This window comes from Ralstonia sp. GX3-BWBA, assembly GCF_003290055.1.
Lineage (GTDB): Bacteria > Pseudomonadota > Gammaproteobacteria > Burkholderiales > Burkholderiaceae > Ralstonia > Ralstonia holmesii.
In genome coordinates this window covers 1-26,053 of record NZ_QMKS01000024.1, presented here as the reverse complement: position 1 = coordinate 26,053, position 26,053 = coordinate 1, and the positions used below count along the sequence as shown (strand labels likewise).

General features: G+C 64.3%; 24 protein-coding genes. 13 read left to right on the top strand and 11 right to left on the bottom strand.

The genetic code is table 11. The annotated features are described in order from the left end of the window. Positions 1–58: 58 nt before the first annotated feature. Positions 59–1,756: an AMP-binding protein gene (locus tag DOD19_RS22710; RefSeq protein WP_112188287.1), complete on the top strand. Its 1,698-nt coding sequence runs from the start codon at positions 59–61 to the stop codon at positions 1,754–1,756. 78 nt (positions 1,757–1,834) lie between these two features. Here DOD19_RS22710 and DOD19_RS22705 read toward each other — a convergent pair whose 3' ends face one another. Further along, positions 1,835–2,176, bottom strand: coding sequence for a DUF1488 family protein (locus tag DOD19_RS22705; RefSeq protein ID WP_004627574.1), 342 nt, complete (start codon positions 2,174–2,176; stop codon positions 1,835–1,837). 887 nt (positions 2,177–3,063) lie between these two features. Here DOD19_RS22705 and DOD19_RS22695 point away from each other — a divergent pair. The 3 genes from DOD19_RS22695 (at position 3,064) to DOD19_RS22685 (ending at position 7,439) form a co-directional block, all read left to right on the top strand. Next, entirely contained in the window at positions 3,064–4,122 is a 1,059-nt protein-coding gene (locus tag DOD19_RS22695; protein ID WP_112188285.1) for a hypothetical protein, read from the top strand. 124 nt (positions 4,123–4,246) lie between these two features. Beyond that, positions 4,247–5,845, top strand: a complete 1,599-nt coding sequence (locus DOD19_RS28015) for a S53 family peptidase (RefSeq protein WP_112188282.1) — start codon at positions 4,247–4,249, stop codon at positions 5,843–5,845. Then, positions 5,730–7,439: a peptidase S1 gene (locus tag DOD19_RS22685; RefSeq protein WP_239498085.1), complete on the top strand. Its 1,710-nt coding sequence runs from the start codon at positions 5,730–5,732 to the stop codon at positions 7,437–7,439. Before DOD19_RS28015 ends, DOD19_RS22685 begins: the two co-directional genes overlap by 116 nt. Before the next feature lie 37 nt (positions 7,440–7,476). On the opposite strand, the gene DOD19_RS28200 is transcribed toward DOD19_RS22685, so the two are convergent. Further along, positions 7,477–7,608, bottom strand: coding sequence for a hypothetical protein (locus DOD19_RS28200; protein WP_275426894.1), 132 nt, complete (start codon positions 7,606–7,608; stop codon positions 7,477–7,479). Positions 7,609–8,055: 447 nt separating this feature from the next. Here DOD19_RS28200 and DOD19_RS27755 point away from each other — a divergent pair, with 447 nt between their 5' ends. Continuing rightward, complete coding sequence (locus DOD19_RS27755) at positions 8,056–8,202, top strand: hypothetical protein (protein ID WP_037032136.1); 147 nt, start codon at positions 8,056–8,058, stop codon at positions 8,200–8,202. A 143-nt stretch (positions 8,203–8,345) separates the two neighbouring features. Here DOD19_RS27755 and DOD19_RS22680 read toward each other — a convergent pair whose 3' ends face one another. Further along, on the bottom strand, positions 8,346–8,972 hold the full coding sequence (locus DOD19_RS22680; RefSeq protein ID WP_024978543.1) for an FMN-dependent NADH-azoreductase: 627 nt from the start codon (positions 8,970–8,972) through the stop codon (positions 8,346–8,348). A 127-nt stretch (positions 8,973–9,099) separates the two neighbouring features. Here DOD19_RS22680 and DOD19_RS22675 point away from each other — a divergent pair, with 127 nt between their 5' ends. Both DOD19_RS22675 and DOD19_RS22670 read left to right on the top strand, forming a co-directional pair. Beyond that, positions 9,100–10,047 (top strand): LysR family transcriptional regulator, encoded by a 948-nt coding sequence (locus tag DOD19_RS22675; RefSeq protein WP_112188278.1) that lies wholly within the window; start codon positions 9,100–9,102, stop codon positions 10,045–10,047. Between the two features lie 89 nt (positions 10,048–10,136). After that, entirely contained in the window at positions 10,137–11,717 is a 1,581-nt protein-coding gene (locus tag DOD19_RS22670) for an MDR family MFS transporter (RefSeq protein WP_112188276.1), read from the top strand. Between the two features lie 12 nt (positions 11,718–11,729). On the opposite strand, the gene DOD19_RS22665 is transcribed toward DOD19_RS22670, so the two are convergent. Next, positions 11,730–12,626 (bottom strand): oxygenase MpaB family protein, encoded by an 897-nt coding sequence (locus tag DOD19_RS22665; RefSeq protein ID WP_024978546.1) that lies wholly within the window; start codon positions 12,624–12,626, stop codon positions 11,730–11,732. Positions 12,627–12,814: 188 nt separating this feature from the next. Between DOD19_RS22665 and DOD19_RS22660 the strand changes: the two genes are divergently transcribed. Next, on the top strand, positions 12,815–13,732 hold the full coding sequence (locus DOD19_RS22660) for a hypothetical protein (protein WP_112188274.1): 918 nt from the start codon (positions 12,815–12,817) through the stop codon (positions 13,730–13,732). A gap of 4 nt (positions 13,733–13,736) precedes the next feature. Here the strand turns inward: DOD19_RS22660 and DOD19_RS22655 are convergent, their stop codons facing one another. After that, positions 13,737–14,168, bottom strand: a complete 432-nt coding sequence (locus DOD19_RS22655; RefSeq protein WP_024978548.1) for a PGDYG domain-containing protein — start codon at positions 14,166–14,168, stop codon at positions 13,737–13,739. 261 nt (positions 14,169–14,429) lie between these two features. Between DOD19_RS22655 and DOD19_RS22650 the strand changes: the two genes are divergently transcribed. From DOD19_RS22650 to DOD19_RS22640, 3 genes are all read left to right on the top strand, one after another. Continuing rightward, the gene (locus DOD19_RS22650) at positions 14,430–14,891 is read left to right on the top strand and encodes a nucleoside deaminase (RefSeq protein WP_239498103.1); all 462 of its coding nucleotides are present in this window, start codon (positions 14,430–14,432) and stop codon (positions 14,889–14,891) included. 421 nt (positions 14,892–15,312) lie between these two features. After that, entirely contained in the window at positions 15,313–15,615 is a 303-nt protein-coding gene (locus DOD19_RS22645; protein WP_024978550.1) for a hypothetical protein, read from the top strand. 117 nt (positions 15,616–15,732) lie between these two features. After that, positions 15,733–16,035, top strand: coding sequence for a membrane dipeptidase (locus tag DOD19_RS22640; protein WP_112188271.1), 303 nt, complete (start codon positions 15,733–15,735; stop codon positions 16,033–16,035). A 90-nt stretch (positions 16,036–16,125) separates the two neighbouring features. On the opposite strand, the gene DOD19_RS22635 is transcribed toward DOD19_RS22640, so the two are convergent. Further along, positions 16,126–18,228 (bottom strand): hypothetical protein, encoded by a 2,103-nt coding sequence (locus tag DOD19_RS22635; RefSeq protein WP_112188269.1) that lies wholly within the window; start codon positions 18,226–18,228, stop codon positions 16,126–16,128. Positions 18,229–19,029: 801 nt separating this feature from the next. Here DOD19_RS22635 and DOD19_RS28270 point away from each other — a divergent pair. Continuing rightward, positions 19,030–19,587, top strand: a complete 558-nt coding sequence (locus DOD19_RS28270) for a hypothetical protein (protein ID WP_343226202.1) — start codon at positions 19,030–19,032, stop codon at positions 19,585–19,587. Between the two features lie 7 nt (positions 19,588–19,594). Here DOD19_RS28270 and DOD19_RS22625 read toward each other — a convergent pair whose 3' ends face one another. The 5 genes from DOD19_RS22625 to DOD19_RS22605 all read right to left on the bottom strand — a co-directional run bounded on the left by DOD19_RS22625 (position 19,595) and on the right by DOD19_RS22605 (position 24,943). Next, positions 19,595–19,900, bottom strand: a complete 306-nt coding sequence (locus DOD19_RS22625) for an NIPSNAP family protein (RefSeq protein ID WP_024978554.1) — start codon at positions 19,898–19,900, stop codon at positions 19,595–19,597. A gap of 81 nt (positions 19,901–19,981) precedes the next feature. Continuing rightward, positions 19,982–21,013 (bottom strand): cytochrome d ubiquinol oxidase subunit II, encoded by a 1,032-nt coding sequence (locus DOD19_RS22620; RefSeq protein ID WP_112188267.1) that lies wholly within the window; start codon positions 21,011–21,013, stop codon positions 19,982–19,984. Next, complete coding sequence (locus DOD19_RS22615) at positions 21,010–22,383, bottom strand: cytochrome ubiquinol oxidase subunit I (RefSeq protein ID WP_112188265.1); 1,374 nt, start codon at positions 22,381–22,383, stop codon at positions 21,010–21,012. Before DOD19_RS22615 ends, DOD19_RS22620 begins: the two co-directional genes overlap by 4 nt. An 18-nt stretch (positions 22,384–22,401) precedes the next feature. Continuing rightward, complete coding sequence (locus DOD19_RS22610) at positions 22,402–22,962, bottom strand: GbsR/MarR family transcriptional regulator (protein WP_024978557.1); 561 nt, start codon at positions 22,960–22,962, stop codon at positions 22,402–22,404. Between the two features lie 580 nt (positions 22,963–23,542). Beyond that, positions 23,543–24,943 (bottom strand): sensor domain-containing diguanylate cyclase, encoded by a 1,401-nt coding sequence (locus DOD19_RS22605; RefSeq protein WP_112188263.1) that lies wholly within the window; start codon positions 24,941–24,943, stop codon positions 23,543–23,545. 830 nt (positions 24,944–25,773) lie between these two features. On the opposite strand from DOD19_RS22605, the gene DOD19_RS22600 reads away from it, so the two are divergent. Next, a partial coding sequence (locus tag DOD19_RS22600; RefSeq protein ID WP_162634449.1) for a transposase occupies positions 25,774–26,053 on the top strand: 280 nt, incomplete at its 3' end.

The following is a 26,053-nucleotide window of genomic DNA, read 5'->3' as shown; positions in this document are numbered from 1 at the left end:
GGACGAGGCGCGTGCAGTTAGAGCGTGCACAACACGCTCCGAACCCCAGGAGACAGGCATGACATCGCTGGACGCCTTCCTGCGGTGCCGCGACTTTCTGCTCGCGCACCGTGAGGATTACGACACCGCTGTGCGCGATTTTGCGTGGCCCGAGTTGGACCGCTTCAACTGGGCGCTGGATTATTTCGACGCCATGGCGCGCGGCAACGACGGCATCGCCCTCTGGGTGGTCGACGATCAGGGCAACGAGACGCGGCTGTCGTTCGCGCAGATGGCCGAGCGCTCGGCGCGCGTGGCCAACCACTTGCGGGCGCTTGGTGTGCAGCGCGGTGATCGCATCCTGCTCATGCTCGGCAACGTGCCGGGGCTCTGGGATGTGATGCTCGCCAGCATCAAGATCGGCGCGGTCATCATCCCGGCCACGACACTGCTCACCGCTGAAGACTTGCGTGAGCGCATTGCCATGGGTGAGGTGAGCCACGTGGTGGCGGGCGCATCGGATTGCGCCAAGCTGGACGCCGTATCGGGCACGTTCACACGCATCGCAATCGGTGCGGACAAGGCGCCGCCCGGCTGGCACCGCTTTGAAGATGCCTATGAGGCATCCGCCGAATTCACGCCCGATGCACCAACGCAGGCCAACGATCCGTTGCTGCTGTACTTCACTTCCGGCACCACGTCCAAACCCAAACTCGTGATGCATACGCATGCGAGCTATCCGGTCGGGCATTTGTCCACGCTGTACTGGATCGGCTTACGCCCGGGTGATGTGCACTGGAACATCAGTTCGCCGGGCTGGGCCAAGCACGCGTGGAGCTGCTTCTTCGCGCCGTGGAATGCCTGCGCCACCGTCTTCATCTACAACTACGCGCGCTTCGAGCCCAAGGCGGCGCTGGATGTGCTCTGCCGCGCCAAGGTGACGACGCTGTGCGCACCGCCCACGGTGTGGCGCATGCTGATCCAGGAAGACCTGGCCGCATGGAAGCCCGCGCTGCGCGAACTCGTGGGCGCCGGTGAGCCGCTCAATCCCGAGGTGATCGAACGCGTGCGCGCGGCGTGGGGTATCACCATCCGCGACGGCTACGGCCAGACCGAAACCACCTGCCAGATCGGCAACAGCCCCGGGCAACCGGTCAAGGCAGGCTCGATGGGCCGGCCGCTGCCGGGCTACCGCATCACGCTGCGCGACCCCGACGGCCACGAGGCGGAAGAGGGCGAGATCTGCATCGAATTGAATTCACGCCCGACCGGCCTGATGGAGGGCTACGCCGGCAATGCGGACAAAACCGCCGAAGCCATGCGCGGCGGTGTGTATCACACCTCCGACATTGCCGCGCGTGATGCCAGCGGCTACCTGACCTACGTCGGCCGCGCCGATGACGTGTTCAAGGCATCGGATTACCGTGTCAGCCCATTCGAGCTGGAGAGCGTGCTGATCGAACACCCGGCCATCGCCGAAGCCGCCGTCGTGCCAAGCCCCGATCCGTTGCGCCTGGCCGTGCCGAAAGCGTTCCTGGTCCTGCGTGCAGGACACGAAGCCGGCCCGGAGCTGGCGCGCGACATCCTCCGGTTTTGCCGCAGCCGATTGGCTTCCTACAAGCGCGTGCGCCGCATCGAATTTGCCGATCTGCCGAAAACCATCTCGGGCAAAATCCGGCGCGTCGAATTGCGCATGCGTGAAGCCACGCGCAGCGAAAGCGCCGCGGGCGTACGCAACCTGCAGGAATATTGGGAAGAGGATTTCCCGGCCGATTGATCCGAGCGTTGCGCTTTGGCACCCACGGAACGTGCGGCCCCCCGACCGCACGTTCCGCTGCGCCAGCGCTGACGGATATCAGCGCGACGAGCGTGGGACCAGGCGCAGTTGACGCGCGCGATCCAGATCGTAAGCCGGCACGCCACCGTGCGGCAGCGATGCACGTGAAGCGGCCAGGTCGCGGCCGCGCACGATGACCGGGGCGAGCGAGCCGGCGCGGATCAGGTCCGACGCCGCCAGTTCGATCCAGTCGCGGTAATTGCGGTAGACCTCCTCGGCCGTGATCTTCTGATGCGCGCAATCGCAGAGCGACAGCGCTTCGGACGTGACGAAACAACTCACGACCTTGCCGTCGACAATGGCTTGGAAGAACAGGTCGCCTACGGACCTGAAGGTCTTGCCGGTGAATGAAATGTTCATGATGCTCCCCCATTGATCAGGCGTGCCGTTTGAGCGGCGTGCCCCACATGCCGCTTTCGCGGCGCAGTGGCCACATGCAGGAGCGTTATTTCCGAATGGAGGGATGACGATGCTCCAGATGTTGAATCCATCCGGATGCGATTGACCCAGTGAAGCGGGTCGGACTATCCCTCGGTGCCGTTATACGGTCTGTCAATTCGGTAGTTGACTGCGGGTTCGCTCTCGCGCTGCGACCTTCCCCGTACAAAATTCCGTTATGTTTTTTTGGTTACCACAATTGGTGCATCAGCCCGACACCGACGGTAATCGAGATGGCCAGAAGCCAAAGCAAAACGGTGGAGGCGCGCGTCGCCGGAAGGCGTGTTTGAAAAAGGCGCCGACGCGTAGGAATTACCTGCCAATTAGCAGGGTGACGTTCCCACCCCAGGCGAGCACTCAAGCTCACTGTTCCCCGTTTGATTGTTCCCATGGCCCGCTCCCGAAAGCTCGCCGCTGCCGCGTATTTACTTATATTTAACTCTACTATTCTTGGGTTGCATTCTAGGACACTCTACGCAGACCGCTAGCGACCCTTGGCATGATTCTTATCCTCCATTTGGCTCATAACGGGAGGTTTAGGACATATTGGGGGTTCAAATATGAAGCGATTTTCATCACCTGCCAGGATGATTAATCGATGCGCAAACGCTTACGTTTGAAACGCACGCCGAGCGTGCCTCGCAACCTGCCTGCAAGGTACCGTCGATACAGTCATGCGCGTCCGGGTCCCATATGTTGCAAGACTGCACAGCAACAGGCGCCCCAGCGTAAAACAGCGAAATGCCGCGCGCGCTGCGGTACAGTGCCGCCGGGCTGGCAAGGCACCAGAGAACGAGCAGGACATCGACATGACGCAAGCAAGACGCGCCCGAAATAGCAGGGCGTTCGCAGGATTCGGGCGAGGGGGGAGCGCCGCTTTGATGGCATTGGCAGCGTTGGTGGCAACGGCCGCCGCGCACGCTGCCGCGCCGAGCCTGGCAATGCGCCGTGCCGCCGTGGAATCCACACTCGCGAATGCCGGCAGTTGTCAGCGTCTGGGCGATTACTACTGGGAAATCGGTGACGCCCATGGCGAGCTGATGCACGGGCAGCGGGGCCAGCGGATCGGCCCGAACAAGACGGTGCGGCTGGCATCGGCATCCAAATGGGTGTTTGGTGCCTACGTGGTGGAGCGTGCGCAAGGCAAGCCCACACCTGCCGAAATCGACGCCCTCACCATGCGCTCTGGCTACGACGGGCTCAATCCGTTGCTGTGCAATCGCAACGACACCGTGCAAAGCTGCTTTGGGCGCGGTCGCAACGCCACCTTCACGCCGGGCCACGTCGGCCGTTTCAGCTACAACGGCGGCCATGATCAGAAGCTGCTGATGGATCTCGGTCTGGGCCGGGCCGACGCCGAGGCACTCAACAACGACCTCGACCGCCAGCTTGCCAATGCGCCGGGCCTGCGCGATGCCGGCCGGCCGCTCGGCATCCGCTACCTCGCACCCGAGCCGGCGGGCGGAATGATCGCCACGCCGGCGGCTTATGGCCAGTTCCTGCGTCGCCTTATTCGCGGCGAATACCAGCTCGGCAAGATGCTCGGCCAGCATGCCGTGTGCACCGAGCCGGGCACGTGCTCGACCGCTGTCAGCACCCCGGCCGCGCTGCCGTGGCATTACGCGCTCAACTACTGGATCGAGGACCAGCCCGGCGGCGACGGCGCGTTCAGCTCGGCCGGCGCATTCGGCTTCTACCCGTGGATCACCGCTGACAAGCGCCACTACGGCATGCTCGTGCGCGAGACCCTTGCCCCCCGGGCTTATGTGCGCAGCGCGGCATGCGGCGCACTGATCCGCCGCGCCTTTGCCGAGGGCAAGCCGCAGCATGCCGCAGAAGGTGCCAGCGGCCCAGATTTCGCCGACTGACGAACCCCGTAGGTCAAGCGGACGAGTCATCGCCTAACGTGATTGGAGGTGGCGCCGCATCCTGTCGGCACCCTCGGCACGCCGGTTGCGACGCACGGGCCACCTACCTACATGGAGATGGCCCATGGTCCGGCACCCCCTGCGCGGCAGCGAGCGCACCATTCCTGAAGACGCACGCATCCTCGGCGATGCGCATCCGGCAGAACAGATCCGGGCGCTCGTGCAATTGCGCCGCCCCAACGAGGCTGAACTCAATGCGCGCCTATCCGGATTTGTCCACGTGCATGCCGCCGGGACGCCATCGCCCACACCCCTGACCCGCGAAGAGTGGGCCGCCCAGTTTGGCGCCACCACGGACGACATCGACGCCATCCGCACGTTTGCCCGCGAACATGGCCTGCAAGTGGTCGAAGTGAACGTGGCCGCCGCTACCGTCATGCTCGAAGGCTCCGTCGAACAGTTCTGCCGGGCGTTCGATACGCACCTGCATCGCGTGGCACATGGCGGCAGCGAATACCGTGGGCGTTCCGGCCCGCTGCGGTTGCCGGAGTCGTTGCAGGACGTGGTCGTGGCCGTGCTGGGGCTCGACTCGCGGCCGCAGGCGGCGCCGCACTTTCGCTTTGTGCCGTTGCCAACAGGGGTGATGGAGCCGGGAGGCATCCGGCCCGCGCGCGCGGCGCCCGCCGCGTCGTACACGCCAGTGCAGCTCGCGCAGCTCTACGGCTTTCCGCAGGGCGACGGCGCAGGTCAGTGCATTGCGTTTGTTGAGCTTGGCGGTGGCTATCGGGAAGACGATCTGCGTGCGTATTTCCAAGAGCTGGGCGTGCCGACGCCCAAAGTGACGGCCATACCGGTCGGGCAGGGCGCCAACCGCCCAACGGGCGACCCAAGCGGGCCCGACGGCGAAGTCATGCTCGACCTGGAAGTGGCAGGCGCCGCGGCGCCGGGCGCCACGCTGGCCGTGTACTTCACCGTCAATACCGACGCCGGTTTTGTGCAGGCCATCAACGCCGCCATCCATGACACCAAGCTGCGGCCCTCGGTGGTGTCCATCAGTTGGGGCGCGCCTGAGAGCGCCTGGACGCCGCAGGCCATGCAGGCCGTCAACGCCGCGTTGCAGAGCGCCGCAACGATGGGCGTGACGGTGTGTGTGGCCTCGGGCGACAGCGGCTCCAGTGACGGCCAGCCTGATCGCGCTGATCACGTCGACTTTCCCGCCTCCAGCCCGTACGCGCTGGCATGCGGCGGCACCAGCGTGCGCGCCAGCGGAAACCGCATCGCAGAGGAAACCGTCTGGAACGACGGCGCACGAGGCGGTGCGGGCGGCGGCGGGGTGAGCACCGTCTTTGCGTTGCCGAGTTGGCAGCAGGGCCTGGCCGCGCAGCAGACCGGCGGCGAGAGTGTGCCGCTGGCGCGGCGCGGCGTGCCCGATGTCTCGGCCGATGCCGACCCGCTGACCGGCTATGCCGTCCGCGTGGATGGCGAGTCCGGCGTGGTGGGTGGCACCAGCGCCGCGGCACCGCTGTGGGCCGCGCTCATCGCACGCATCAACGCCATCAAGGGGCGGCCGGCGGGTTATCTGCATGCACGGCTGTATCAGAACCCCGGTGCGTTCAACGACATCAAGCAGGGCAACAACGGCACCTTTGCCGCCGCGCCCGGTTGGGACGCCTGCACAGGCCTGGGCAGCCCCAAAGGCGACGCGATCGCGAACCTTTTCTAGCAGCGAGGCACGCATGACTACCACTGACCAGCCGTTCTTCGACCCGACCGCTTACGGCAACGGCCCCGACGACAGCGTGACCGACACCAGCGAGGGCATGGCGATCACGCACCACACCGTGCGCATTGGCAGACGCGACATCGCCTACACCGCGCATGCCGGCCACCTCGTCACGGTAGACCCGAGCAGCTCGCAGCCCGTGGCCAAGATGTTCCACGTGGCATTTGTGGCGGATACGCCCGCGGGCGGCGCGCAGGCGCGGCCGGTGACGTTCTTCTATAACGGCGGGCCGGGGTCTTCGGCGGTGTTCGTGCTGCTGGGGTCGTTTGCACCGCGCCGCATCGTGACGTCGATGCCGTCGTTCACGCCGCCCGCGCCGTATCGCATGGAAGACAACCCCGACAGCCTGCTTGATCGCTCCGACCTTGTTTTCATCAACCCGGTCGGCACCGGCTATTCGACGGCCATTGCGCCCAAGCGCAACCTCGATTTCTGGGGAGTCGATCAGGACGCACGCAGCATCGCGCAGTTCATCAAGCGCTGGCTGACGGCCAATGATCGATGGAATTCGCCCAAGTTTCTGTTTGGCGAGTCTTATGGCACGGCGCGTTCCTGCGTGCTCTCGTACGTGCTGCATGAAGACGGGGTGGACTTGAACGGCATCACGCTGCAGTCGTCCATCCTCGACTACACGCAGGCGGGCAACCCGGTTGGGCTCTTGCCGACGTGTGCCGCAGATGCGTGGTTCCACAAGCGTGCAACTTCACCCAAAGGCGGCCCGCTGCCCGCCGACGTGGGCGACTTTGCCGAAGCTGCCGCCGTATTTGCCAGCACCGATTACGAAAAAGCGCTCGCCAAACCGACGCATGCCGATCCGGCCGTGCTGAAAGCGTTGTCTGCCTACACCGGCATCGATGCGGCTACGTTGCAAGGCTGGCGGCTGGATGTGGCAGCGTCTGACGGCGCGGGCACGTCGCTGTTCCTGACCACGCTGCTGGCGGACAAGGGCTTGTCGCTGGGTGCGTACGACGGCCGCGTCACGGGCATCCACACCGGCATTGCGGCCAGTGTTGATCCGAACTCCGGCGGCAACGATCCGACCATGACGGCGGTGTCCGGCGTCTACACCGCCATGTGGAACGCCTACCTGAACGACGACCTGAAGTTCACGTCCAACTCGGCCTTCACGGATCTGAACGACCAGGCCTTCCGCCATTGGGACTTCCGCCACACCGACCCCACCGGCGCGCAAAAGGGGCTCGACGCCAACGGCAATGTCGCGCTCTACACCGCCGGCGACCTGGCCGCCACGATGAGCCTGAACGTGGATCTGAAAGTGTTCTCAGCCAACGGCTACTACGACTTCGTCACGCCGTTCTACCAGACCATGCTGGACCTGAAGGCGATGCCGTTGCTGGATGCGGGTGTGCGCAAGAACCTCTCGGCGGGGTTTTATCCATCGGGGCACATGGTGTACCTCGACGGCGGCTCGCGCACGGCATTGAAGGCCGACCTGGCGCGCCTTTACGACGCCGCCACGACCGACCACCAGGCCGTCGCGCGCATCCGCATGCTGCAGGCGCGCAAGGCATAAGCGGCGGGCATGCAGGCCGCGCCGCGCAATGCGTGGATCAATAGCCGCGGTAATACGGATGGTAGTAGTGCGGGCGTTCGTAATAGCCGCCAGCCGGCACCACCACGCATGCGCTCAGCGCAGAGGCAGCGGCAGCAGCAAGGATGAGCAGGGCGATGGTGCGTTTCATGGTGAGGCTCCGTGGTTATCGTTGGACTTGGCCTCACTGTATGGAAACGGCTCGCAACCGCGCTTTACCGTTTGTAAGCAAAACTGTGACGCCCAGGCCGGTAATTCACCGTCTGCCCCAGGGTTGGCAACGCTCGCACCGCGGCCGCCGTAATTTGCCGTTACTTTTGCGATCAGACTGTGGAGCGGATCGGGTGCGGTCAGGCACTGTCAGCGCAGCGCCACAATGTTCCACGAACTTACCGCCACACTATTGACAGATCGTCGAGATCGGCGGGAAATACAACAAACGGCAAACGTTGGGCTTCAGGTTTGAACGCCCGGCGCCGATAGCCGTTCATATAGATGTCAGGGCGTCTCGGCCCAGTCGAGACAGCAAAGCCCTGCGGGGACTATGCGATGCGCGCCGCCCAACCGTGCGCATCGGCAACACATCGGGGGACGCATCATGACGAATTTTCTGGAATCCACCATTGCCTGGGTCGCACCGTGCCTGATTGCCACTGCGATCATCGTGCCGGTCATGTGGAGCAAGCTGCGTACGCGCCGTCTGCTCGAAGCCATGCACCAGGCACGCGAACACCGCGACGAGTGATTTGTCGATCGGCCATCTGCGCCGATCCCACTTTCTAGCCACGCCAGTAAAAACGAAAACGGGCGCCGCATTGCTGCTGGCGCCCGTTTGGCATTCTGCGAGGCGGAGTGCGGCGCGTCCCGTTGCTCCGCAATCGCGTTCGCTCAGGCAGCCACGGCCTGGCTCACAACGTCGCGCATGGCTGCGTGTGCTGCTTCCAACGCTTGCGTGCGGGCGTCCGGGCCCATCGCCAGGCGTTCTGCGCGTACGAACTGCACATCGGTGATGCCGAAGAAACCGAACACGGTCTTCAGATACGCCTCCTGGAAATCCATGGCGGCTGCGGGGCCGGCGGAGTACATGCCGCCGCGTGTCGACGCAACGATCACCTTCTTGCCACCGGCCAAGCCAACAGGGCCGTTTTCCGTGTATTTGAACGTGCGGCCGGCTTGCGCCACGCGGTCGATCCAGGCCTTGAGCTGGCTCGGCACCGAGAAGTTGTACATCGGCGCGCCAACCACGATCACGTCGCTGGCGAGCAGTTCGTTTACGAGCGCTTCCGAGCGGGCGTGCTCGGCGCGGGTGGCGTCGTCAAAATCATCGGCGCCCGTGGCGCGGAAGCCGGCGGCAATGGCGCCGTCCAGGTGCGGAATCGCTTCGACCGACAGGTCACGGTGGACAACGGTGGCGCTCGGGTGTTCGCGGCGCAGCTCGTCGACAATGGCGGCGCTCAGGATGCGCGAGGCCGAGGCGTCACCGAGGATGCTGGAATCAATGTGAAGGACTTGCATGGTGTCTCTCCAAGAAAAAGGTGGGTTGCTGGAAAGATAGTGCGATGCAGCGAGTTCCAGTAGTGGGTCGAATCGGCACACATCGTTCTACCGGTGAGACAATGCGCCCGTGCTTCGGAGAACGGCCATGGAAGACCTGAACGACCTCGTCCTGTTTGCCAGTGTGGTGACGCACGGCAGTTTTTCCGGCGCCGCGCGGGCGCTGGGGATTCCCAAATCGCGCGTGAGCCGCCGCGTGGCTGATCTGGAAACGCGTCTGGGTGTGCGGCTGCTGCAGCGGTCAACGCGGGCGGTGCATGTGACGGACGTGGGCTCGGCGTTCTTTACGCATTGCGAATCGATGACCCAGGCCGCCCGCGCTGCCTTTGAGGTGGCCGAGCACGCCGGCGAAAAACCTTCCGGCCGCTTGCGCGTGAGCTGTCCGGTGGGCGTTGCGCACGTGTTCATCGCGCCCGTGCTGTCGAAGTTCCTGCGCGCGCAGCCCGATGTGCGGCTGGAGCTGGACGTGACAAACCGTCGTGTCGACGTGATTGGCGACGGCTACGACGTGGCGCTGCGCGTGCGCTCGTCGTTGGACGACTCCAACCTCGTCGTGCGCAGCTTTGGCGTGAGCGATCAGGTGCTCGTCGCCAGCCCGTCATTTGTTGCCGAGCATGGCCCGTTCGAGACGCCGGAATCGATGCGCGGCGCGATTGGCGTGGGCGTTGACGGTGCGGCCGGCGAGCGCACGCGCTGGCGCCTGACCGCCCCGGAAGGCGGCACAGTCGATATCGAATACACCCCCGCGCTGGTGACGGATGATCTGTACCTGATGGGGCAGACGGCGCTGGCCGGCATTGGCGTTGCGCAACTGCCGTTCAACCTGTGCGCGGAGCCGGTTCGCGATGGCCGGCTGGTCGTGCTGCTGCCGGAATATCGCTTGCCAGTGCACCAGTTTCACGCGGTGTTTCCGTCACGCCGCGGGCTGGTGCCTGCCGTGCGCGCGTTCATCGAATTCCTCGCAGAAGAGTTGCCCGGCATGACGGCAAATGTCAGCCGCTGTTATGAGGACATCGTCCGGCAACCCGATCGTTGACTCTGCAACGAATGGGAATCGGCAGTATCATCAATGGCTTCGCTTCTCCCATTGGCGCGGGTGCCTGAGCGGCATTCGCGCACATTCCCATGTCTTCCCGCCCCAGCTTTGAACCGCCCAAGCCAGATACGCCTACCGCGCCCATCGCAGCGGTATCCAGCCCGCTGGATACGCCACCGGTGGCTGAAATTCCGGTGATGGCGGTGATGGGCGGGCTGATGCTCGCCATCTTGCTGGGCGCGCTGGAGCAAACCATTGTTGCCGTGGCGTTGCCCGTGATCGCGGGCGAATTCAACGGCTTCGCGCTGATGGCGTGGCTGGTGTCGGCGTATCTGGTGGCGTCTACGGTGGTGACGCCCATCTACGGCAAGTTGAGTGACCTCTACGGCCGCCGCGCCATGCTGACGACGGCCATTGTCCTGTTCGTGCTGGCTTCGGTGGCATGTGCACTGGCGACCAGCATGCCGATGCTGCTGTTCGCGCGCGTGCTGCAAGGGCTGGGCGGCGGCGGGCTGATTTCGGTATCGCAGGCCACGATTGCCGATGTGGTGCCGCTGCGCGAGCGTGGCCGCTATCAGGGCTACGTGAGCGGCATGTGGGCGATGGCCAGCCTCGCCGGCCCGGTGATCGGCGGCTATCTCACGCATTACCTGTCGTGGCGCTGGATTTTCTGGATCAACCTGCCGCTGGGCATCGTCGCGCTGCTGGTCGTGCGCCGCACGCTGCGGCATCTGCCGGTGGCGCATCAGCGTCGCCCCATCGACGTGCCGGGCGTGGTGCTGTTTGCCGGGGGCCTGACTGCGCTGTTGTTGATGATTACCCGTGTGGGGCAGGGCACGCCGCTCACGCAGCCCGAAAACCTTGGCCTGCTGGCGGGAGCCGTGCTGCTGCTGGGCGCATTTGTCTGGCAAGAGAACCGTGCCGTCGAGCCGATCATTCCGCTGTCGATGTTCCGGGTGCGCACGGTCACGATCTGCTGCCTGGCGCTGTTCCTCTGCTTCTTCCAACTGATTGCCACGTCGGTGCTGATGCCGCTGCGTTTCCAGATGGTGGCGGGTGCCAGCCCCGATGCTGCGGCGCTGCGCCTCGTGCCGCTCACGCTGTCGATTCCGCTTGGCGCCTTCATTGCCGGCAAGTGGATGACGCACAGCGGCCGCTACAAGCCGCTCATGCTGGGTGGCGCATGCGTGGTGCCGTTTGCCGTGGCTTCGCTGGGTTTGTTGGACCCGCACAGCGTATTACCGCTGACCCTGGCGATGATCGTGCTCGGCCTGGCGATTGGCGTGCAGTTTCCGACCGGCCTGGTGGCCACGCAAAATGCGGTGCCGCCGCAGACGGTGGGCCTGGCCACGGCGCTTACCGCCTTCTCGCGTCTGCTGGGTGGCGCGGTGGGTGTGGCGGTGCTGACTTCCGTGCTGATTGCGCTGCTGCGTCAGGCTGCGCCTGAAGCGCATGTGGCGGCCGGCGGCGATGTGCTGATGGACCTCTTTCACGCAGCGCTTGCCAGCAGCGGTGCCGATGCCGAGGCCTTGCAGCGCGCGGGCGAGAGCGCCTTCAGGCATCTGTTCTTCTTTGCGGCTGCGGTGTCGGTGGTCTCGCCGCTGCTGATCATCCGGCTGGAAGAGAAGGTGCTGCGCGGCAAGGTGTCGCTTGCCGAAGCCATCGAGTAGCGCCTGGACGCACTAGCTCGTGGCGGGCGCCAGTGCGCGGTGTCGAGCCCGGCGCGCGACGCTACCCTCGTAGAGCGCCCAGCGCAGCGTGGGCGCCACGGTGCGCATGGCCGCTGACGCAATGGCCGCCTGCAGCGGCGGCCGCTTGAGATCGAGCATTTGTATTGCCCACGGCGGCAGCAACTGGATGCCCGCATCCAGGAAGAGGCGTACCGCCGGGCGCAACCCCGGGCGCGGCGCCTGCCACGTCATCAACACCTCCACCACCGTGCGCGTGCGATCGCTGGCCACCAGCTCGGCGCGCATCGCATTCAGATAGGTCTGCACGGCCGCCCGCGATTTCGGCACGTCGCGCGCGCCGAGCATCTCGGCCACAAGCGCGGTCTCTTCAAAATAACGATCCTGCTGGGTGATACTCAGGTTGCCATCCACGTAGCGCAGATAGCCCGCCAGGAAGCTCGACATCTCGGCCACGTGCACCCAGGTGAGCAGGTCTGGGTCGTTGGCTGAATACGGCCGGCCATCGGGCGCGATGCCCTGCACGCGGTCGTGGATGGTCTTCACGCGCTCGATGAGCGCCAAGGCATCATGCCGGCTGCCGTACGTGGTGCCGGCCACGAACTGCGCGGTGCGGCCCAGGCGTCCTTGCAGGTCTTCGCGAAAGTTCGAGTGGTCCCATACGCCGGCCAGCGCGCGCGGGTGCAGCGCCTGCAACAATAGCGCGCTGATGCCACCGGCCATCATCGCCGGAAAATCGGCATGCACCTTCCAGCAGACCGCGTCGGGGCCGAACAGGCCCGGATCGCCCGGCGGCGAGGCAATGTCCAGGGTGAGGCTGCCGGTGGCACGCGTAAGGCCGCGGACCTGGTTGGCGATGCGTTCGCGAATGGCGGCGAGTGGCGAGGGCATGGTGCCGGAAGTGCCGGGAAGCACGAGGCGAAGAAGCGTTCATTTTACCGAGCCGCATCGGAGCACGCCTTGGCTGTCGTGATGACAGAACGCCGCATGGCCGATGTGCATCCGCAGGCCCATTTGTTGCGAGACTGTGGGCGTTAGCGCCTCCTAGAATGAAGACCAATTCTACAAAAACGCCATTTATGACCTTGCACCGACATCCCGCTTGGCTGCGCCCGATTGCCCTGCTTGCGCTGGTGGCCGGCCTATGCCTGAGCACCGCCTCGCGCGCGGCAGACACTGCGCAGGGCCTGCGCGACAAATATGAGAGCGTGGCGTCCCAGTTGGCTGACAACCCGTTCCACCGCCCGCTGGTGTTGGAATCCACCGAGACGCCCAACATGCTCCAGGGCGACATCTACAGCGTGATCGATTACCCGTTCGCTACCGTGAGCGGCGCCTTGAGTGACGCGACGCAAGGCCCCGGCAACTGGTGCGACGTGCTGATCCTGCACCTGAACATCAAGTATTGCCGCGCCGGGTCCGGGCCCCGTGGCACCGTGCTCGACGTGAATCTGGGCCGCAAGGTTGAGCAGAGCTTGTCGAGCAGCTATCGGCTGGAGTTCAACTACCGCCCCGTTGCCAGCAGCGCGGGCTACTTCCGCGTGGAACTGAATGCCGGGTCCGGCCCGTTCAGCACGAAGGATTACCGCATCATGCTGGAGGCCATTCCGGCCCCGGCCGGCGGCAATCACACCTTTCTGCATCTGACGTACTCGTACGGTTATGGCACCGCAGGGCGGCTCGCCATGCGCACGTATCTGGGCACGGTCGGCAGCGACAAAGTGGGTTTTACAAAGACGGCAGAATCCTCAGCCGCCACACCTGAATACGTGGGCGGGGTGCGCGGCTTGCTTGAGCGCAACACAATGCGCTACTACCTCGCCATCGATGCCTATCTGAAGGCGCTGTCGGCGCCGCCCGACAAGCGCCTGCAGCAGCGGCTGAACACGTGGTTCAACGCCACCGAGCAGTACCCGCGCCAGTTGCATGAAGTGGAGCGGCAGGACTACCTGCAGATGAAGCGCCACGAAGCCGAGCGCCAGCAGACGGCGCAGTAACGCTTCAGACGGGCCGGTAGACCTTGGCGAAGCGCTGCGCCTGCACGACCCCGTAGTCGCCGGGGGCGTATTGGAGTACCCAGTCACCGGCCTGGCCGTGCAGCACATCGCCGGCTTCGGAGCGCGCCATCGAGAACGCTTCGCTCATCTGCCTGGCAAGCACCACGCTCGGGCGGTTGCGATAAGCGCCGGCCTGCCCATGTGCGAGCGATGCATCGGCGGGGACGTACTTCGCATCGAAACGTTCGCGCGAGACCACCCAGCGGTCGCCCGTTGAACCGGTGATCAGCGCATCGTCGGGAGCATAGCGGTTGGGGCCTTCCAGGCTCATCAGCTCGCCGGCTTCGGTGGCAAAGTCGACGTGGACGGTCTCGTCCTTGACGAAGGGGCGGGCGGCGGGGTCCGTGCGTAGGTCGACGTGTTGCAGCGTGGGCATGAGGTGACGCAAAAGCGATGAAAGCGAGGTCGGGCGGAAGGCCGTAAGCGTAGCGCAAATGGCGTCGCTACAGCGTGGTGGGATTGCCGTTGCGGCTGCTTTCCAGCATCTTGTGGCGTGTCGGACAGTCAGATCGTGCGCGATTTTGCCCAGACAGCATTCGCTGAATGACACCGGCTTCTTTCGTCGATGTCTCACACCAAGGATTCCATCGTGAACGCACGTGAACCCCACACGCCATCCCAACTGACCGATCTCGATATGGCACTGTTGCGCCAGGCGATTGCGGTGGCCGACGACGCACGCAAGCGCGGCCGTCATCCGTTCGGCGCACTGGTGGCCGATGAACACGGCAACGTGATCGCCAGCGCGGGCAACAACTCGATGCCGCCCGAAGGCGACCCCACGCAGCATGCCGAGCTGGCGGCCGCGGCGGCAGCAGCCAGGATCTTGTCTCCTGAGCAGCTTGCGCGTTGCACGCTGTACACCAGTGCCGAGCCTTGCTGCATGTGCTCGGGCGCCATCTACTGGTGCAACATCGGCCGCGTGGTCTATGCGCTGTCGGAGCATCACCTGTTGACGCTTACGGGCGACCACCCAGAAAACCCGACGTTCTCGCTGCCGTGCCGCGAGGTGTTTGTACGCGGCCAGCGCCAAATCGACGTGCACGGCCCGCTCATCGAAGACGAAGCCGCGCAATCGCACATCGGCTTCTGGGGGTGAGCGCCATGAACGTCAAGATCGTCATGCTTTGTAGGGGCGTGTAAGCAACGGCGATAGAGCGATGGGCCGATCGCGCGCACAAGACCGCAGCTCAATTTTGCGGGGTGCGCATGCTCATCGATTGGTTCGTCATCGCCACGTACAAGCCCGGCGCGCTGCAAGACACGATCGTCCACATGTAAGGCTGGGCGATGCCGCTTGAGGCTGACCCGTCAGTCGAGACTGGCCAGATTCTGGGCGGCAACTACCGGCGCGTGTTCGAGGCGACGGTGGGTTGATCGGGGCCCGTGCTCTTTCTCACGGGCCAACGCGTGGTACGCAAGCGCTATAGGGCAGAAGCGATGGCGCCCATAGAGTGGTCTCGCCCTCTGCGGTTTGCTGTCTGTCGGGGGCATTTCTTTCACTCTTTGCGGAGCCCACCATGCCCCAAGCATTGCGCATCTATCAACTGGAATTCACCCAGAACAACGTCTCGGCCGGCAGCCTGCATACCAATCTGCAGACGTACGCTGCGCCCATCGCCCTGAGTGATCAGCGTTTCATCGTCGGTATTCGGCTCAACGAGCGCGGACTCCGCGATCTGCTCGGACACTTCTACTCCAACGGCCCCGCCATCATGCGTGTCGAGCACACCGACCGAGATGACTACGACCGCGCCGTCTGGACGCAGATCAACAACATCGTGAACAACGCCACCAATGCCAACATTGAGGTCGATTGGTAGGCTTGGAACCGGGCAGCGGCGCCCGGCCCATGATGGCGCGGACGTAGTAGAAGATCGTGGCGCGTGCATGCGGGTGGGTGAGCGCGCCAGCCTAAACGTCCGCCCGCCGTCCGGTCAATGCCGCATGCGCGCGCGGTAGCGGACATTGGCGGTGTGATTGGCGTGTGGCCCAATACGGCGGATCTTCCCAATCTCGATGCCATGGCGATGGGCATCAAGCGCATGGCCGATGTGGTGGGCGTGGCGCACGTGGGGCTGGGCACCGACATGCGCGGTTTTACCCGGCCGCCGGTGTTCACCAGTTACGCGCAGTTGCCGACGCTGGCCACGGCGCTGCTGAAAGCGGGGTTCACTTCAGTGGAAACGGGCCAGATTCTGGGTGGCAATTACCGGCGCGTGTTCGAAGCGACGGTGGGTTGATCGTGGCCCGCAGGGCGCCCGGCATGACGCCTTGCGGGCCCGATCACCGCACTTCCCCGTGTGTGCCCTGCGTTGCTGCGTTCCTGCGTATTAGCGGTCGTATTCGACCGACGTGGTGAAGTTCAGATCCAGCGGGTCTGCCCACGACATGTTGGTGAACGACATGTCTTGCGTGCCCGACCAGCCCGTCACTGCGGGGAAAGCCACCCCCTGGTCGCCCGCTACATTGACGGTGAGCGTGGTCCCGGGCGCGGCCGGTGCGGCGCGGCCCACCCCGTTCACGAATACCGTCGGCTGGCCCGAAGCCGTTGCGCGAATCTGCACGTTGACGCGCTTCACGAAGGGCACGCCCGCCTTGGTCGTCCACGTGACGGGCAAGGTGGCGCCGCCTGCAAACGTTGATGCCGTGCCCGGGGTGAGGATGTCGCGCGTGGTCTGCGAGATGTCCTGCCACGTGTATTGGCGCAGCGCATCGGGCGAGGGCGACGGCGTGCGCAGCCGCACCGTGTACGTCTTGGACGGCTGGCTGGTGACACCGCCCTGATAGATGGCGATCGTGTACGCACTGAACGGCGTGATGGTCGCCAGCTCCGATGCCGTCAGTTGCGGTTTGGCCCAGGCCGTGTTGTTGCGCGGTGCATCGCCGGGCCACGTGAAGCTGCCCTGGTTGGCCAGGTCTTGTGCCACGCCTGCCAGGCGGAAGTTATTGCGGCAGGCGCTTTGCTTGGCCAGCAAGGCAAGCTGTGCTGCCGTCTGGCTCGCGCCAACCTGGGCTCGGATGTTGAGTGTGTCGCACGTGCCTGACGACGGCTGCAGGAACACGCCATTGCGCAGGCCGGGGCCGGTAACAATCGCAAAGTCGACGGGCGTGCCAGCGGCATCCACGACGCCCACCTGCATGTTGATCGAATCGACAAACGCGTTGGTGCCCGTCATTGCGGTGGCGCTGTTCAGCCAGTCCCACTTCTGCGCATTGGCATTGACTTTTGTGAACACGGCGCGCTGGTTGCCGACGATGCGCCAGCCGTTGTCGCCGCTGGCGCGCGAGGCAGGTTGTACCGCCACTTGCACATGCTGCTGCATGCCGTCGCGAAGGCCATCGGCGCGGGTCCAGGCGAGCTTGACCCACAGCGTGTCACCGCTGTTGGACGCCACGCGGATGATCTCCGGCAGGCTGAAGCTGGCGTTGTTCATCGCGTCATCGGCAAACAGGCCCGGGTTGCCCCCACCCGATGCGGGCCCGAATTCCTGGTCGGCAGTCATGCCGTTGTTCAAGTAGGCCGACGGCACGCCGTTGATGAGCGCGCCATTGGCCACGTCATCCACGAAGATCTGGCCGCAAACGGGTACGCTGCCCCCTGTGCGCGCCGCGCCAGTAGAGCCGGCAAAACACTGGTTGAGCGCGGTTTGCAACGCGGCCAGGTCCGAGGCGGTCGGCAGATTGGCGACGGGGTTGCCATTGATGGTCGCCACGCTCGGCAGGCTCGCCTTGTCGCTGGGCTGGGGAGCGACGCCCGGCGCGAGCTGCAATTGCGCAGGCGTATCGCTGGACGCGCCTGCCACGGAGCTGATCTGCACGCTGCCGTCCGGCAGCACGTTCACCTTCAGCTGATCGAGCAGGCGGTCGAGGCCCGGTGCGCCGGCCGTCAACGGGCCCGAGATCAGATCCACTCCGGTGTTGCCGGTGGCGGCCAGCAGGTCGGCCAGGGCGGCGGCATAGGCGGCCACCGTGCTTGAGACGGTTTGCGCGGTCACCTTGCTCTGCAGCAGGCCCGTGTTGCCCAGCAGCTTGCTCGGGTTGTCGCCCACGATGGTGGCGGCAATGGCATTGGTGATGGGCGTGATGTTGATCGTCTGGCTGCCGGCACTGGCGGACAGCGCGATCAGCGTGGCTTGCGAGTCGGCCACGTTGCCGGCCGCCGACAGCACGAACGGCGCGGCAAGACCCGTGACCGTGCACTGGAAAGCCCCCGTGGTGGCGTTGGCCGGGCAGTCGACCGACTTGCCGGCTGCGTCCATCAGCGTGACCGTCGCGCTTTGCATGGCCGCGCCCGCGGCGGCGACGCCGCTGACGGTCTGTGCTGCCGGAACGTTGGTGCCGGGCGATGTGCTGGCGCTGCTGCCGGAATCGCTGCCGCCGCAGCCCGACAGGGCAAGCGTGGCCAGTGCGATTGCAATGGGGGTGAGTTTCATGGAGTCCTCCGCTGGATCGTGGGTGCGCCGTGCATGCGGCGCCGTTATTCGGCACGGAGATTCTCAAAGGGGGCACCACGCGCCCGCATCATTCATTTGGAGGAAAGCGTCGCCAAAAGAACGATGTTGAGCAACGCACACACGTGTTACGTTTGCGCGCATAACATGACCGCAGCCACTTGGCTCTCACCGAGTGAGCATGGCGGGCGCCAAGGCCAGACAGCCATCCTTCGGGGGAGGGACGCGTGCTCAAAGACCAGCTTATTGGTGATCTGTACGAAGCTGCGGTAACGCAGGAAGGGTTTCTGGACGTGTTCCAGGGCGTGACCGAATCGCTTGGTGCCGACCTGTTCCACATGTTCAGTTGGGACGCCGTGCGCAATGCGCCTCAGCTTTCGGTCTACTCCCCGAAGCGGGGACTGGACGACACCATCGGACTGTATGACAGGTACTACGGCGCATTGGACCCCCGCCGCAGTTTTGTCGAACGTGCGGGCGTGCGCGAGTTTGCCTTCTGCCAGGATCACCTGTCCGATGCGTATGTTGAGCGCAGCGAATTCTTCCAGGACTATCAGATTCCGGCGGGCTTCCGTTACCTGATGGGCGTGCGCTTGGAGCGTCCCGGCAGCAGCGACATCCTGCTCGGCATGTTGCGAGCACACGGCCGGACGCCATTTTCCGACCAGGATCGCTTCAACGCGGCCGGCATGACCGACCACCTGCAGCGCACGATCAACCTCTGGCGGGATACACGCGTGCTGCATCGCGATGCAGCACTCGGCGCCGAATTGATGGAGCAGCTTGGCCGTATTCGCGCTCGGGCGAGACCAGCGTGTGCTGTTTGCCAATGCGCAAGCCGAAGCGTTGCTGCGCGCATCGACTTGCCTGCGGTTGGAGCACGGCCGATTGGCTGCGGCGTTTGCTGCCGACAACGACGGTCTGCAAGCCGCACTGGCGCGGGTGACGAAGTCACGCAAGGGCGAGAGCTTTGCCGTGCGGCCGGCGCTCGGGGCGCCACACGAGATCTTTCTCGGCATTTCCCAATTGCCCGCCAATGCCGCGCAGGCCGCGTTTGGCGATGCCGCCATGCTGGTCACGGCCCGGCGCAAGGGCGATGCCGCGCCGGTGACAGCCATGCAGTTGCGCCAGGCGTTCGGTCTGTCGGCGGCAGAGGCGGCGGTGGGCGAAGCGCTGATCGCCGGCAAGACACCCGACGAATATGCGGCCGACGCCAACGTCGCCATGTCGACCGTGCGCTCGCAACTGCGGGCCATCTTCGAGAAGACCTGCACGCGCTCCCAGGCAGAAGCCGTGGGGGCGATGCTTTGGGTGCTGTCGCAGCGCAGGCCGCAGGGCTAGGCGAGCGTCAAGAAAGCACGGGGCGGAAGAAGCTGCGCTCGTAGCTGACGATGCAGCCGGTTTCCTCGGCGTAGCGGATGGCCGCCATGCAATCGGGGTCGGTCTTCGCGCGTTCGCGGTAGACCTCGTAAGCCGCCAGACTCGGGAACGAAAACAGTGTCAGCGCGACGTTGTTGGCCCCTTCCGACGGGAGGAAGTAGCCGTGGTGCTGGCCGCCGAATTTCTCGACCAGCGGGATCCACATCTTTCCGTAGGCTTCGAATTCAGCGAGCCGTGCCGGGTTGATGATGTAGCGGACGTGGCAGGTGATCATGGCGTGTGCATGCGTGTGGGTGAGCGCGCCAGCCTAAACGTCCGCCCGCAGTCCGGTCAATGCCGCATGCGGGCGGCGTGCTCAGTAGTAACGCAGCTCCGTCGCCTTGCCGTGGAACACCTTGTACGAATAGACCGTGTAGCCAACGATGGTCGGCAGCACGATGGCCACGCCCACCAGCATGAACTCGAGCGATTCCGGCGCGCTGGCGGCCTGCCAGATGTCGAGCCTGTCCACCACAAGATACGGAAAGAGGCTGTAAGCCAGGCCATTGAAGGCCAGCAGGAAGATGGCGCCGGTGCCGACGAACGGCGCCCAGATCAGGTGTTCGTCGCCCTTGGCAATTTGCTGTGGCAGGCGGCGCAGTACCCAGTCGATCAGCAGGAACAGCACGATCGTCACCAGCGGCACGGGCGCCAGCAGGATGATGTTCGGCAGCGCAAACCATTTGTCGAACACGCGCGTACTGACCCACGGCGTTGCCAGCGACACGGCGGCCACGCCCAGCGCGGTGAACCACAGGCTGCCGCGAGCCCACTGCACCGCGCGCAATTGCAGCGCACCTTCCGTCTTCATGATGAGCCACGTGGCGCCCAGCAGCAGGTAGCCGGCAATCAGGCCGCCCGTCGTGCAGATCGCAAAGATGACGTTGGCCGCGTCGTACTGGAAGCCCGTGATGTACAGCCCCAGCATCAGGCCCTGCGCAGCGGTGGCGATGACGGAGCCGGCATAGAACGCGCGGTTCCACCACGGCTTGTGGTGCGCGCGCGCCTTGACGCGAAAGTCGAAGGCCACCCCGCGCAGGATGAGGCCGAACAGCATCAGCGCCACCGGCAAATACAACGCGCCCAGAATCTCGCCATGCGCGGCCGGAAACGCCACCAGCAGCAGTCCGACCCCGAGCACGAGCCAGGTTTCGTTGGCGTCCCAGAACGGGCCGATGGAGGCGATCATGGTGTCTTTCTCGGCGTCGTCCGCGCGGCGCAGCAGGATGCCGACGCCCAGGTCGTAGCCGTCGAGCACCACGTAGGCGAGCACGGCAATTCCCATCAGGGCCATGAAGACCACCGGCAGCCAGCCGGCAGGTTGGGTGAGGTCAGGAATGGTGCTCATGCGTGGCTCGCGACGGGCGCAGAAAGTTGGGAGGTGTGCTTGGCGGGGATGTCGGCATCCGTCGGATCGATGGCGCCCCCGGCCTTGCGGGCCAAATAGAAGACCACGCCAACATACGAGGCGATGAGGAACGCGTATAGCGCGAGATACATCGCCAGCGTGCTGCCGATCATCCGCGCGGGCACGGACGACGCAGCTTGCGCGGTGGTCAGCACGCCATAGACGAGCCACGGTTGCCGGCCGATCTCGGTAACGTACCAGCCGGCCACCACGGCCACCCAGCCGGAGAACGTCATGGCGACGAGGGCGCGTGCCAGCCAGTTCGGCAGTTCACCATTGCGGCGGAGGCGCCAGGCGCTGGTCCACGACACCGCCAGCATCAGCAGCCCCACGCCCACCATCAGGCGGAAGGCGAAGAACACCGGCAGCACGGGCGGGTGCTGGTCGAACTGATCGAGCCCCCGCACCTTGCCGTCGAGCGAGTGCGTGAGATACAGCGACGCCAACTTCGGCACCGCGATCTCGTAGCGGTTGCTGCGCGAAGCCGCATCCGGGATGCCAAACAGCACGGCGGGCACGCCACGTTCGGTTTGCCAGATGCCTTCCATCGCGGCCAGCTTGGCCGGTTGATGCTCCAGCGTGTTGAGACCGTGCGCGTCACCGGCGGTAATCTGCAGCGGGATCAGCATGGCGGCGAGCACCACGCCTGTCTTGAGCGCTGCACGCACATCGCCACCGCGGTCGTTGCGCAGCCAGCGGTAAGCCGATACCCCCGCCAGCAGGAACGACACCGTCAGCCCCGAGGCCAGCAGCATGTGCGTGAACCGATACGGGAACGACGGGTTGAAGATGATCGCCAGCCAGCTTTGCGGATGAGCGCGGCCGTCGATCATCACGTAGCCGGCGGGTGTCTGCATCCACGAGTTGAGCGCGATGATCCAGAACACCGAGATGGTCGTGCCCAGCGCGACGAGGAACGTCGCAAATGTATGGATGCGCGGGCTCACACGGCCTGTTCCGAACAGCATGATCCCGAGAAAGCTGGCCTCCAGAAAGAACGCAGTCAGCACTTCATACGCCAGCAGCGGCCCGGCGATGTTGCCGACGGTATTCATATAGCCCGGCCAGTTCGTGCCGAACTGGAAGCTCATCGTCACGCCGGACACCACGCCCAGCGCGAACGTCAATGCAAAGACCTTCACCCAAAGGCGATATGCGGCCATCCAGGCCTCGTCACCGGTCTTGCGATAGCGCAGCTTGAAGAACAGCAGCACCCATGCAAGCGCGATGCTGATGGTGGGAAAGAGGATGTGGAACGTGATGTTGGCGCCAAACTGGATGCGCGCCAGGACAACGGGATCGAGCGACATGGTTTTTCTTGATACGGGCTACTTCGATTTGCCGCCAACGACAACGGCAAGCTTGTTCTTCATCTCCAGCAGCTTGTGCACCTTGGCACCCATCTTCATGAGTTGCTGCAACGATTCGGCGTCGAGCTTCTGCACGTCGTCAAACCAGTTGGTCATGAGCGTGATGAGTTGGTACATCTCTTTCATGCGCGCCTGGGCGTGGCGGTCATCCGGATCGGTCGGGGATTCGAGCATGACGTCGCGCAGCAGCGAGAGCGTGGGGTCGATCTCGCGCTTGCGGCGCTCCTCGGCCAGCGTGCGGAAGATGGTCCAAACGTCGTCCGGGGCGGAGAAGTATTCGCGCCGGTCGCCCGGCTTGTGCGACAGCCGCACGAGCTTCCACGACTCCAGCTCCTTCAACCCGATGCTCACGTTCGAGCGGGAGAAGCCCAGCGCCTCGGCGATCTCGTCCGCGTTGATCGGCTCGCGCGCGGCGTAGAGCAATGCGTAGATCTGCCCGACGGTGCGGTTAATGCCCCAGCGGCTGCCCATCTCGCCGAAATGCAGGACGAAGCGCTGTTTCAAGGGGGAGAGTTGCATTGTTTTGATCTTTCTCAACTTTCAGTAATTTATGAAAGTTTAGCCCCCCTTGCCGGACTTGGGATGTGACGCGCTGTCGCGGGGCGTTCTCGCGCGGCCAGATAGCCGGCAGACGTAATCCAAGGCCGGCGAGCAAATTGCGGAAGGTGCTGAAGAAAGAGCGTCTGACGAACGTTTCTTTTCACGCCATGTCTTTCGCGCAGGACTTTTCTTCCGGGCGCGCAGCCCGTCCTGGTGTCTAGGTGTCGGCTCGTTTTTAGGGCGCGCGCAGGAATGCGAATGCCTCGCACTGCTGCCGAGCGTGGCGGCGCACATCGTTCAAGCGGCCCGCGAATGTAGCGATATCTGCGACGTGCCAGCGGCAATCAGCGCGGTCGACGAGCATCCTGCAGCCAAGTTTGTCTTTCGTCGGCGATGGAGCGCTGTGTTGCACCCGCTGCAGCATGTGCGCTTATCTGTGAAGTAGAGAAATGCGCCGCGCTTTGCGGGGAACGATGTCGGCCTGCCAGGCCCTGAATATCGTGCCGGCTACCCTTGAAGGTCGCGCACCATGCGGAAAGTGCTGTGAAGCGCGTTCGCTCTAGCGAATGGCGACGGCGTTCCTGCCTGCGCGCTTGGCGTCATAGAGCGCCATATCAGCTCGGGCGAGGACCTCTGCTGTAACCCGTGCGGCGGTGCCTTGGTAAGTCTGGCCGGCCACGTCGCGCTCGGTTGGAATGTAGGTCGCTACTCCAATGCTGATCGTCACAACGCGACCCGCAGACGGCGCAGGCAAGGCCGCACCCTCTACATCACTGCGTACCCTCTCGGCAACCTGTTGCGCACCGGAGCGCTCGGTGTTTGGGAGCAGCACGACAAATTCTTCACCGCCATACCGGGCAACGAAGTCGCTCCCACGCTGTGTGGCGACGCCTGAGAGGATGCTCGCGACCGCCACCAGATAGGCATCGCCGCGGCCATGGCCGAAGGTATCGTTAATTCGTTTGAAGTGGTCAATGTCGATCATCAGAACCGACAGCGGAGTTCCATCTCGTTCGGCCCGCCGCCATTCCGTTTCCCAACGCGTGTCAAACGCTTGGCGGTTCGCTATCTGCGTCAAACCATCCAGGAGTGCCTGTTTTTCGAGTTGCCGATTGGCAGTAATGAGCGCGCGGTACAGGCGAGTGATTTCCGCAATCAACATTGTGAGCACCACGCCCGATGACAGAACACTCAGGAGTCGGGCTGCATACCAGCCTAACGTGTACCTCGCGCCGCCGTGCAGGGTCAGTACTGCGTCAGCAAGGCTGGCCACGAGTGCCACGCAAACCCATACATCCACCGAGCGGCGTAGTCGGGTCAGCACGACATAGCCGACAAGGGCAGCGGCATTCGCGCCAATTACGGGCAAGCCAAGAGTGTGAACAAGGTTTGCGTAGGTTCCGCCCTGAATGAGTTGCGGCAAAACGCTCGTGCCCCAGATGGAAAGCGGCACCACGACTGCCGCCGCGATTGGGCCGACCCAGCGCACAGCTTGAACGTCAGGGAACATACGTGTTTGCGGCTGTGCGCGCGCATAGAGACCTCGGCTCAGTCCGGCTAGCAACACCAAAAGGGGATAGCCGGAATGCCAGAACGTCCACAGCCACACGGCTGTTTGGGCGCCGGCGCCGAGCAAGCCTCCTTCTGAAAACACGCCCGGAAAAGTGGGGAGCTGCGCTGCGGCCCCGGCCGCAGCAAACACGTAGGCGCCAGCAAGTGCTCCGTAGAAGGGGGCTCCCGTCAAGCGGGCGCGTTGCAGGAGAAGATAGCCGGTCAAGCCTTCAAAGATGACGACCGTCGTGAGGAAGATAGGGAGGAACGGCCTGACTTCCGGCAGCAGGACGCGTGCGTAGCTGAAGGCTAAAGATGCCAAGGCAACAATGGCCGCCGAAACCGCTGCGGCAGTAAAAAGCTCAGGTCGGGAAGGAGCGATGCCTTCCACTTGTACGGTCTCGGTCATGAATCTGGGGCGCGGGTGGTCAATGTGAAGTATCGACGGTCCCGCCGCAGTCTTTAGTTTTCGCAGTGCGCTACCGCGGAAATGACTTCAAATTGCGCGATGAGACCATCCACCCACAACGCCGCTCTCTATCAATGTCTTCCGGTCGCAGCGGATAGAGGAAGGGGCGCTTTTTGTACTTCTCAGGGGCAGTGTCTCCGGGTGAGGGTCGTCCCGAAAACGAAGACATCCGACTTGTCGCGACAACTTTGAGGCGGTGGCCGGGTGGTGGCCGCAACTTTGAGGTTGTGCAGCACCCACTGTAAGACTGTGCTCGCCAAGTGCTTAATCTTACGGGCTCGGAAGCAACAACGTTGAGAGGCGACCGGGCGCATGGGGGCTCTCAGGCCCTGGAAGGGCCTGATGTGAGACGGGCTCACAAGAAAACGTATGGTGTCTCGCTATTACGTTTTATATTTTATCGAGCCGCCGATAATTAATGTGAATAAGGTATTAACGAGCTTTGTGTGCTGCGGTGTTTCCGGCTGCTTGCCGTAAATGCGCAGGATAAAGCGGATAAGAATCATTTTCATGACGTAGTATCTGCTCTGGCAAGCGAACCCCCCCGCGTCAGAATAGTTGTCGCCCCGATAGATTCTTGAGTCTCTGACTTCAAGACTCTTACCTTGGTGGTAGGTGGCTGTGGAGCTTGTGGGCGAAGGCCTGCGCGGTGGGCAACGCACCAGCGTTGTCCACGGCAAGCTGGCCGGTGCGCGAAGCGCATCGTCCACAAATCCACAGCCTCGCCTTCCCACCGATTTTTGAAGCACGGGGGCGTTGAAGAGGACGAATTGGCTCGATACGGACAAGCATTCAAGGATCGCGCGGTGGCCAGGCTGCTGCCGCCCGAAAGCGCCGCGGTGGAAGCCGTGGCAGGGGAGATCGGCGTGAACGCCGACACGCTGGAGCGCTGGCGCTCCGAGGCATTGGCCAAGCCGGCGCGCGAGCGCATCTGGACGGCTGCGGCCCGGCTGGAGGCGGTCATCACGACGGCAGCCATGGACGAGACGGCGCGCAGCGCCTGGTGCCGCAAGAACGGGGTGTACGCGCAGCAGCTTGCGCAGTGGCGAG

What these genes read in the sequence shown, in the direction of transcription:
- DOD19_RS22625 (WP_024978554.1), bottom strand. Translation starts at nt 19,900, where the DNA reads ATGATCACCTGCCACGTCCGCTACATCATCAACCCGGCACGGCTCGCT.
- DOD19_RS22655 (WP_024978548.1), bottom strand. Translation starts at nt 14,168, where the DNA reads ATGCCCACGCTGCAACACGTCGACCTACGCACGGACCCCGCCGCCCGC.
- DOD19_RS22605 (WP_112188263.1), bottom strand. Translation starts at nt 24,943, where the DNA reads ATGACCGAGACCGTACAAGTGGAAGGCATCGCTCCTTCCCGACCTGAG.
- DOD19_RS22670 (WP_112188276.1), top strand. Translation starts at nt 10,137, where the DNA reads ATGTCTTCCCGCCCCAGCTTTGAACCGCCCAAGCCAGATACGCCTACC.
- DOD19_RS27755 (WP_037032136.1), top strand. Translation starts at nt 8,056, where the DNA reads ATGACGAATTTTCTGGAATCCACCATTGCCTGGGTCGCACCGTGCCTG.
- DOD19_RS22645 (WP_024978550.1), top strand. Translation starts at nt 15,313, where the DNA reads ATGCCCCAAGCATTGCGCATCTATCAACTGGAATTCACCCAGAACAAC.
- DOD19_RS28200 (WP_275426894.1), bottom strand. Translation starts at nt 7,608, where the DNA reads ATGAAACGCACCATCGCCCTGCTCATCCTTGCTGCTGCCGCTGCCTCT.
- DOD19_RS22650 (WP_239498103.1), top strand. Translation starts at nt 14,430, where the DNA reads ATGGCACTGTTGCGCCAGGCGATTGCGGTGGCCGACGACGCACGCAAG.
- DOD19_RS22710 (WP_112188287.1), top strand. Translation starts at nt 59, where the DNA reads ATGACATCGCTGGACGCCTTCCTGCGGTGCCGCGACTTTCTGCTCGCG.
- DOD19_RS22695 (WP_112188285.1), top strand. Translation starts at nt 3,064, where the DNA reads ATGACGCAAGCAAGACGCGCCCGAAATAGCAGGGCGTTCGCAGGATTC.
- DOD19_RS22705 (WP_004627574.1), bottom strand. Translation starts at nt 2,176, where the DNA reads ATGAACATTTCATTCACCGGCAAGACCTTCAGGTCCGTAGGCGACCTG.
- DOD19_RS22635 (WP_112188269.1), bottom strand. Translation starts at nt 18,228, where the DNA reads ATGAAACTCACCCCCATTGCAATCGCACTGGCCACGCTTGCCCTGTCG.
- DOD19_RS22620 (WP_112188267.1), bottom strand. Translation starts at nt 21,013, where the DNA reads ATGAGCACCATTCCTGACCTCACCCAACCTGCCGGCTGGCTGCCGGTG.
- DOD19_RS22680 (WP_024978543.1), bottom strand. Translation starts at nt 8,972, where the DNA reads ATGCAAGTCCTTCACATTGATTCCAGCATCCTCGGTGACGCCTCGGCC.
- DOD19_RS22640 (WP_112188271.1), top strand. Translation starts at nt 15,733, where the DNA reads ATGCCGCATGCGCGCGCGGTAGCGGACATTGGCGGTGTGATTGGCGTG.
- DOD19_RS22660 (WP_112188274.1), top strand. Translation starts at nt 12,815, where the DNA reads ATGACCTTGCACCGACATCCCGCTTGGCTGCGCCCGATTGCCCTGCTT.
- DOD19_RS22675 (WP_112188278.1), top strand. Translation starts at nt 9,100, where the DNA reads ATGGAAGACCTGAACGACCTCGTCCTGTTTGCCAGTGTGGTGACGCAC.
- DOD19_RS28015 (WP_112188282.1), top strand. Translation starts at nt 4,247, where the DNA reads ATGGTCCGGCACCCCCTGCGCGGCAGCGAGCGCACCATTCCTGAAGAC.
- DOD19_RS22665 (WP_024978546.1), bottom strand. Translation starts at nt 12,626, where the DNA reads ATGCCCTCGCCACTCGCCGCCATTCGCGAACGCATCGCCAACCAGGTC.
- DOD19_RS22615 (WP_112188265.1), bottom strand. Translation starts at nt 22,383, where the DNA reads ATGTCGCTCGATCCCGTTGTCCTGGCGCGCATCCAGTTTGGCGCCAAC.
- DOD19_RS22610 (WP_024978557.1), bottom strand. Translation starts at nt 22,962, where the DNA reads ATGCAACTCTCCCCCTTGAAACAGCGCTTCGTCCTGCATTTCGGCGAG.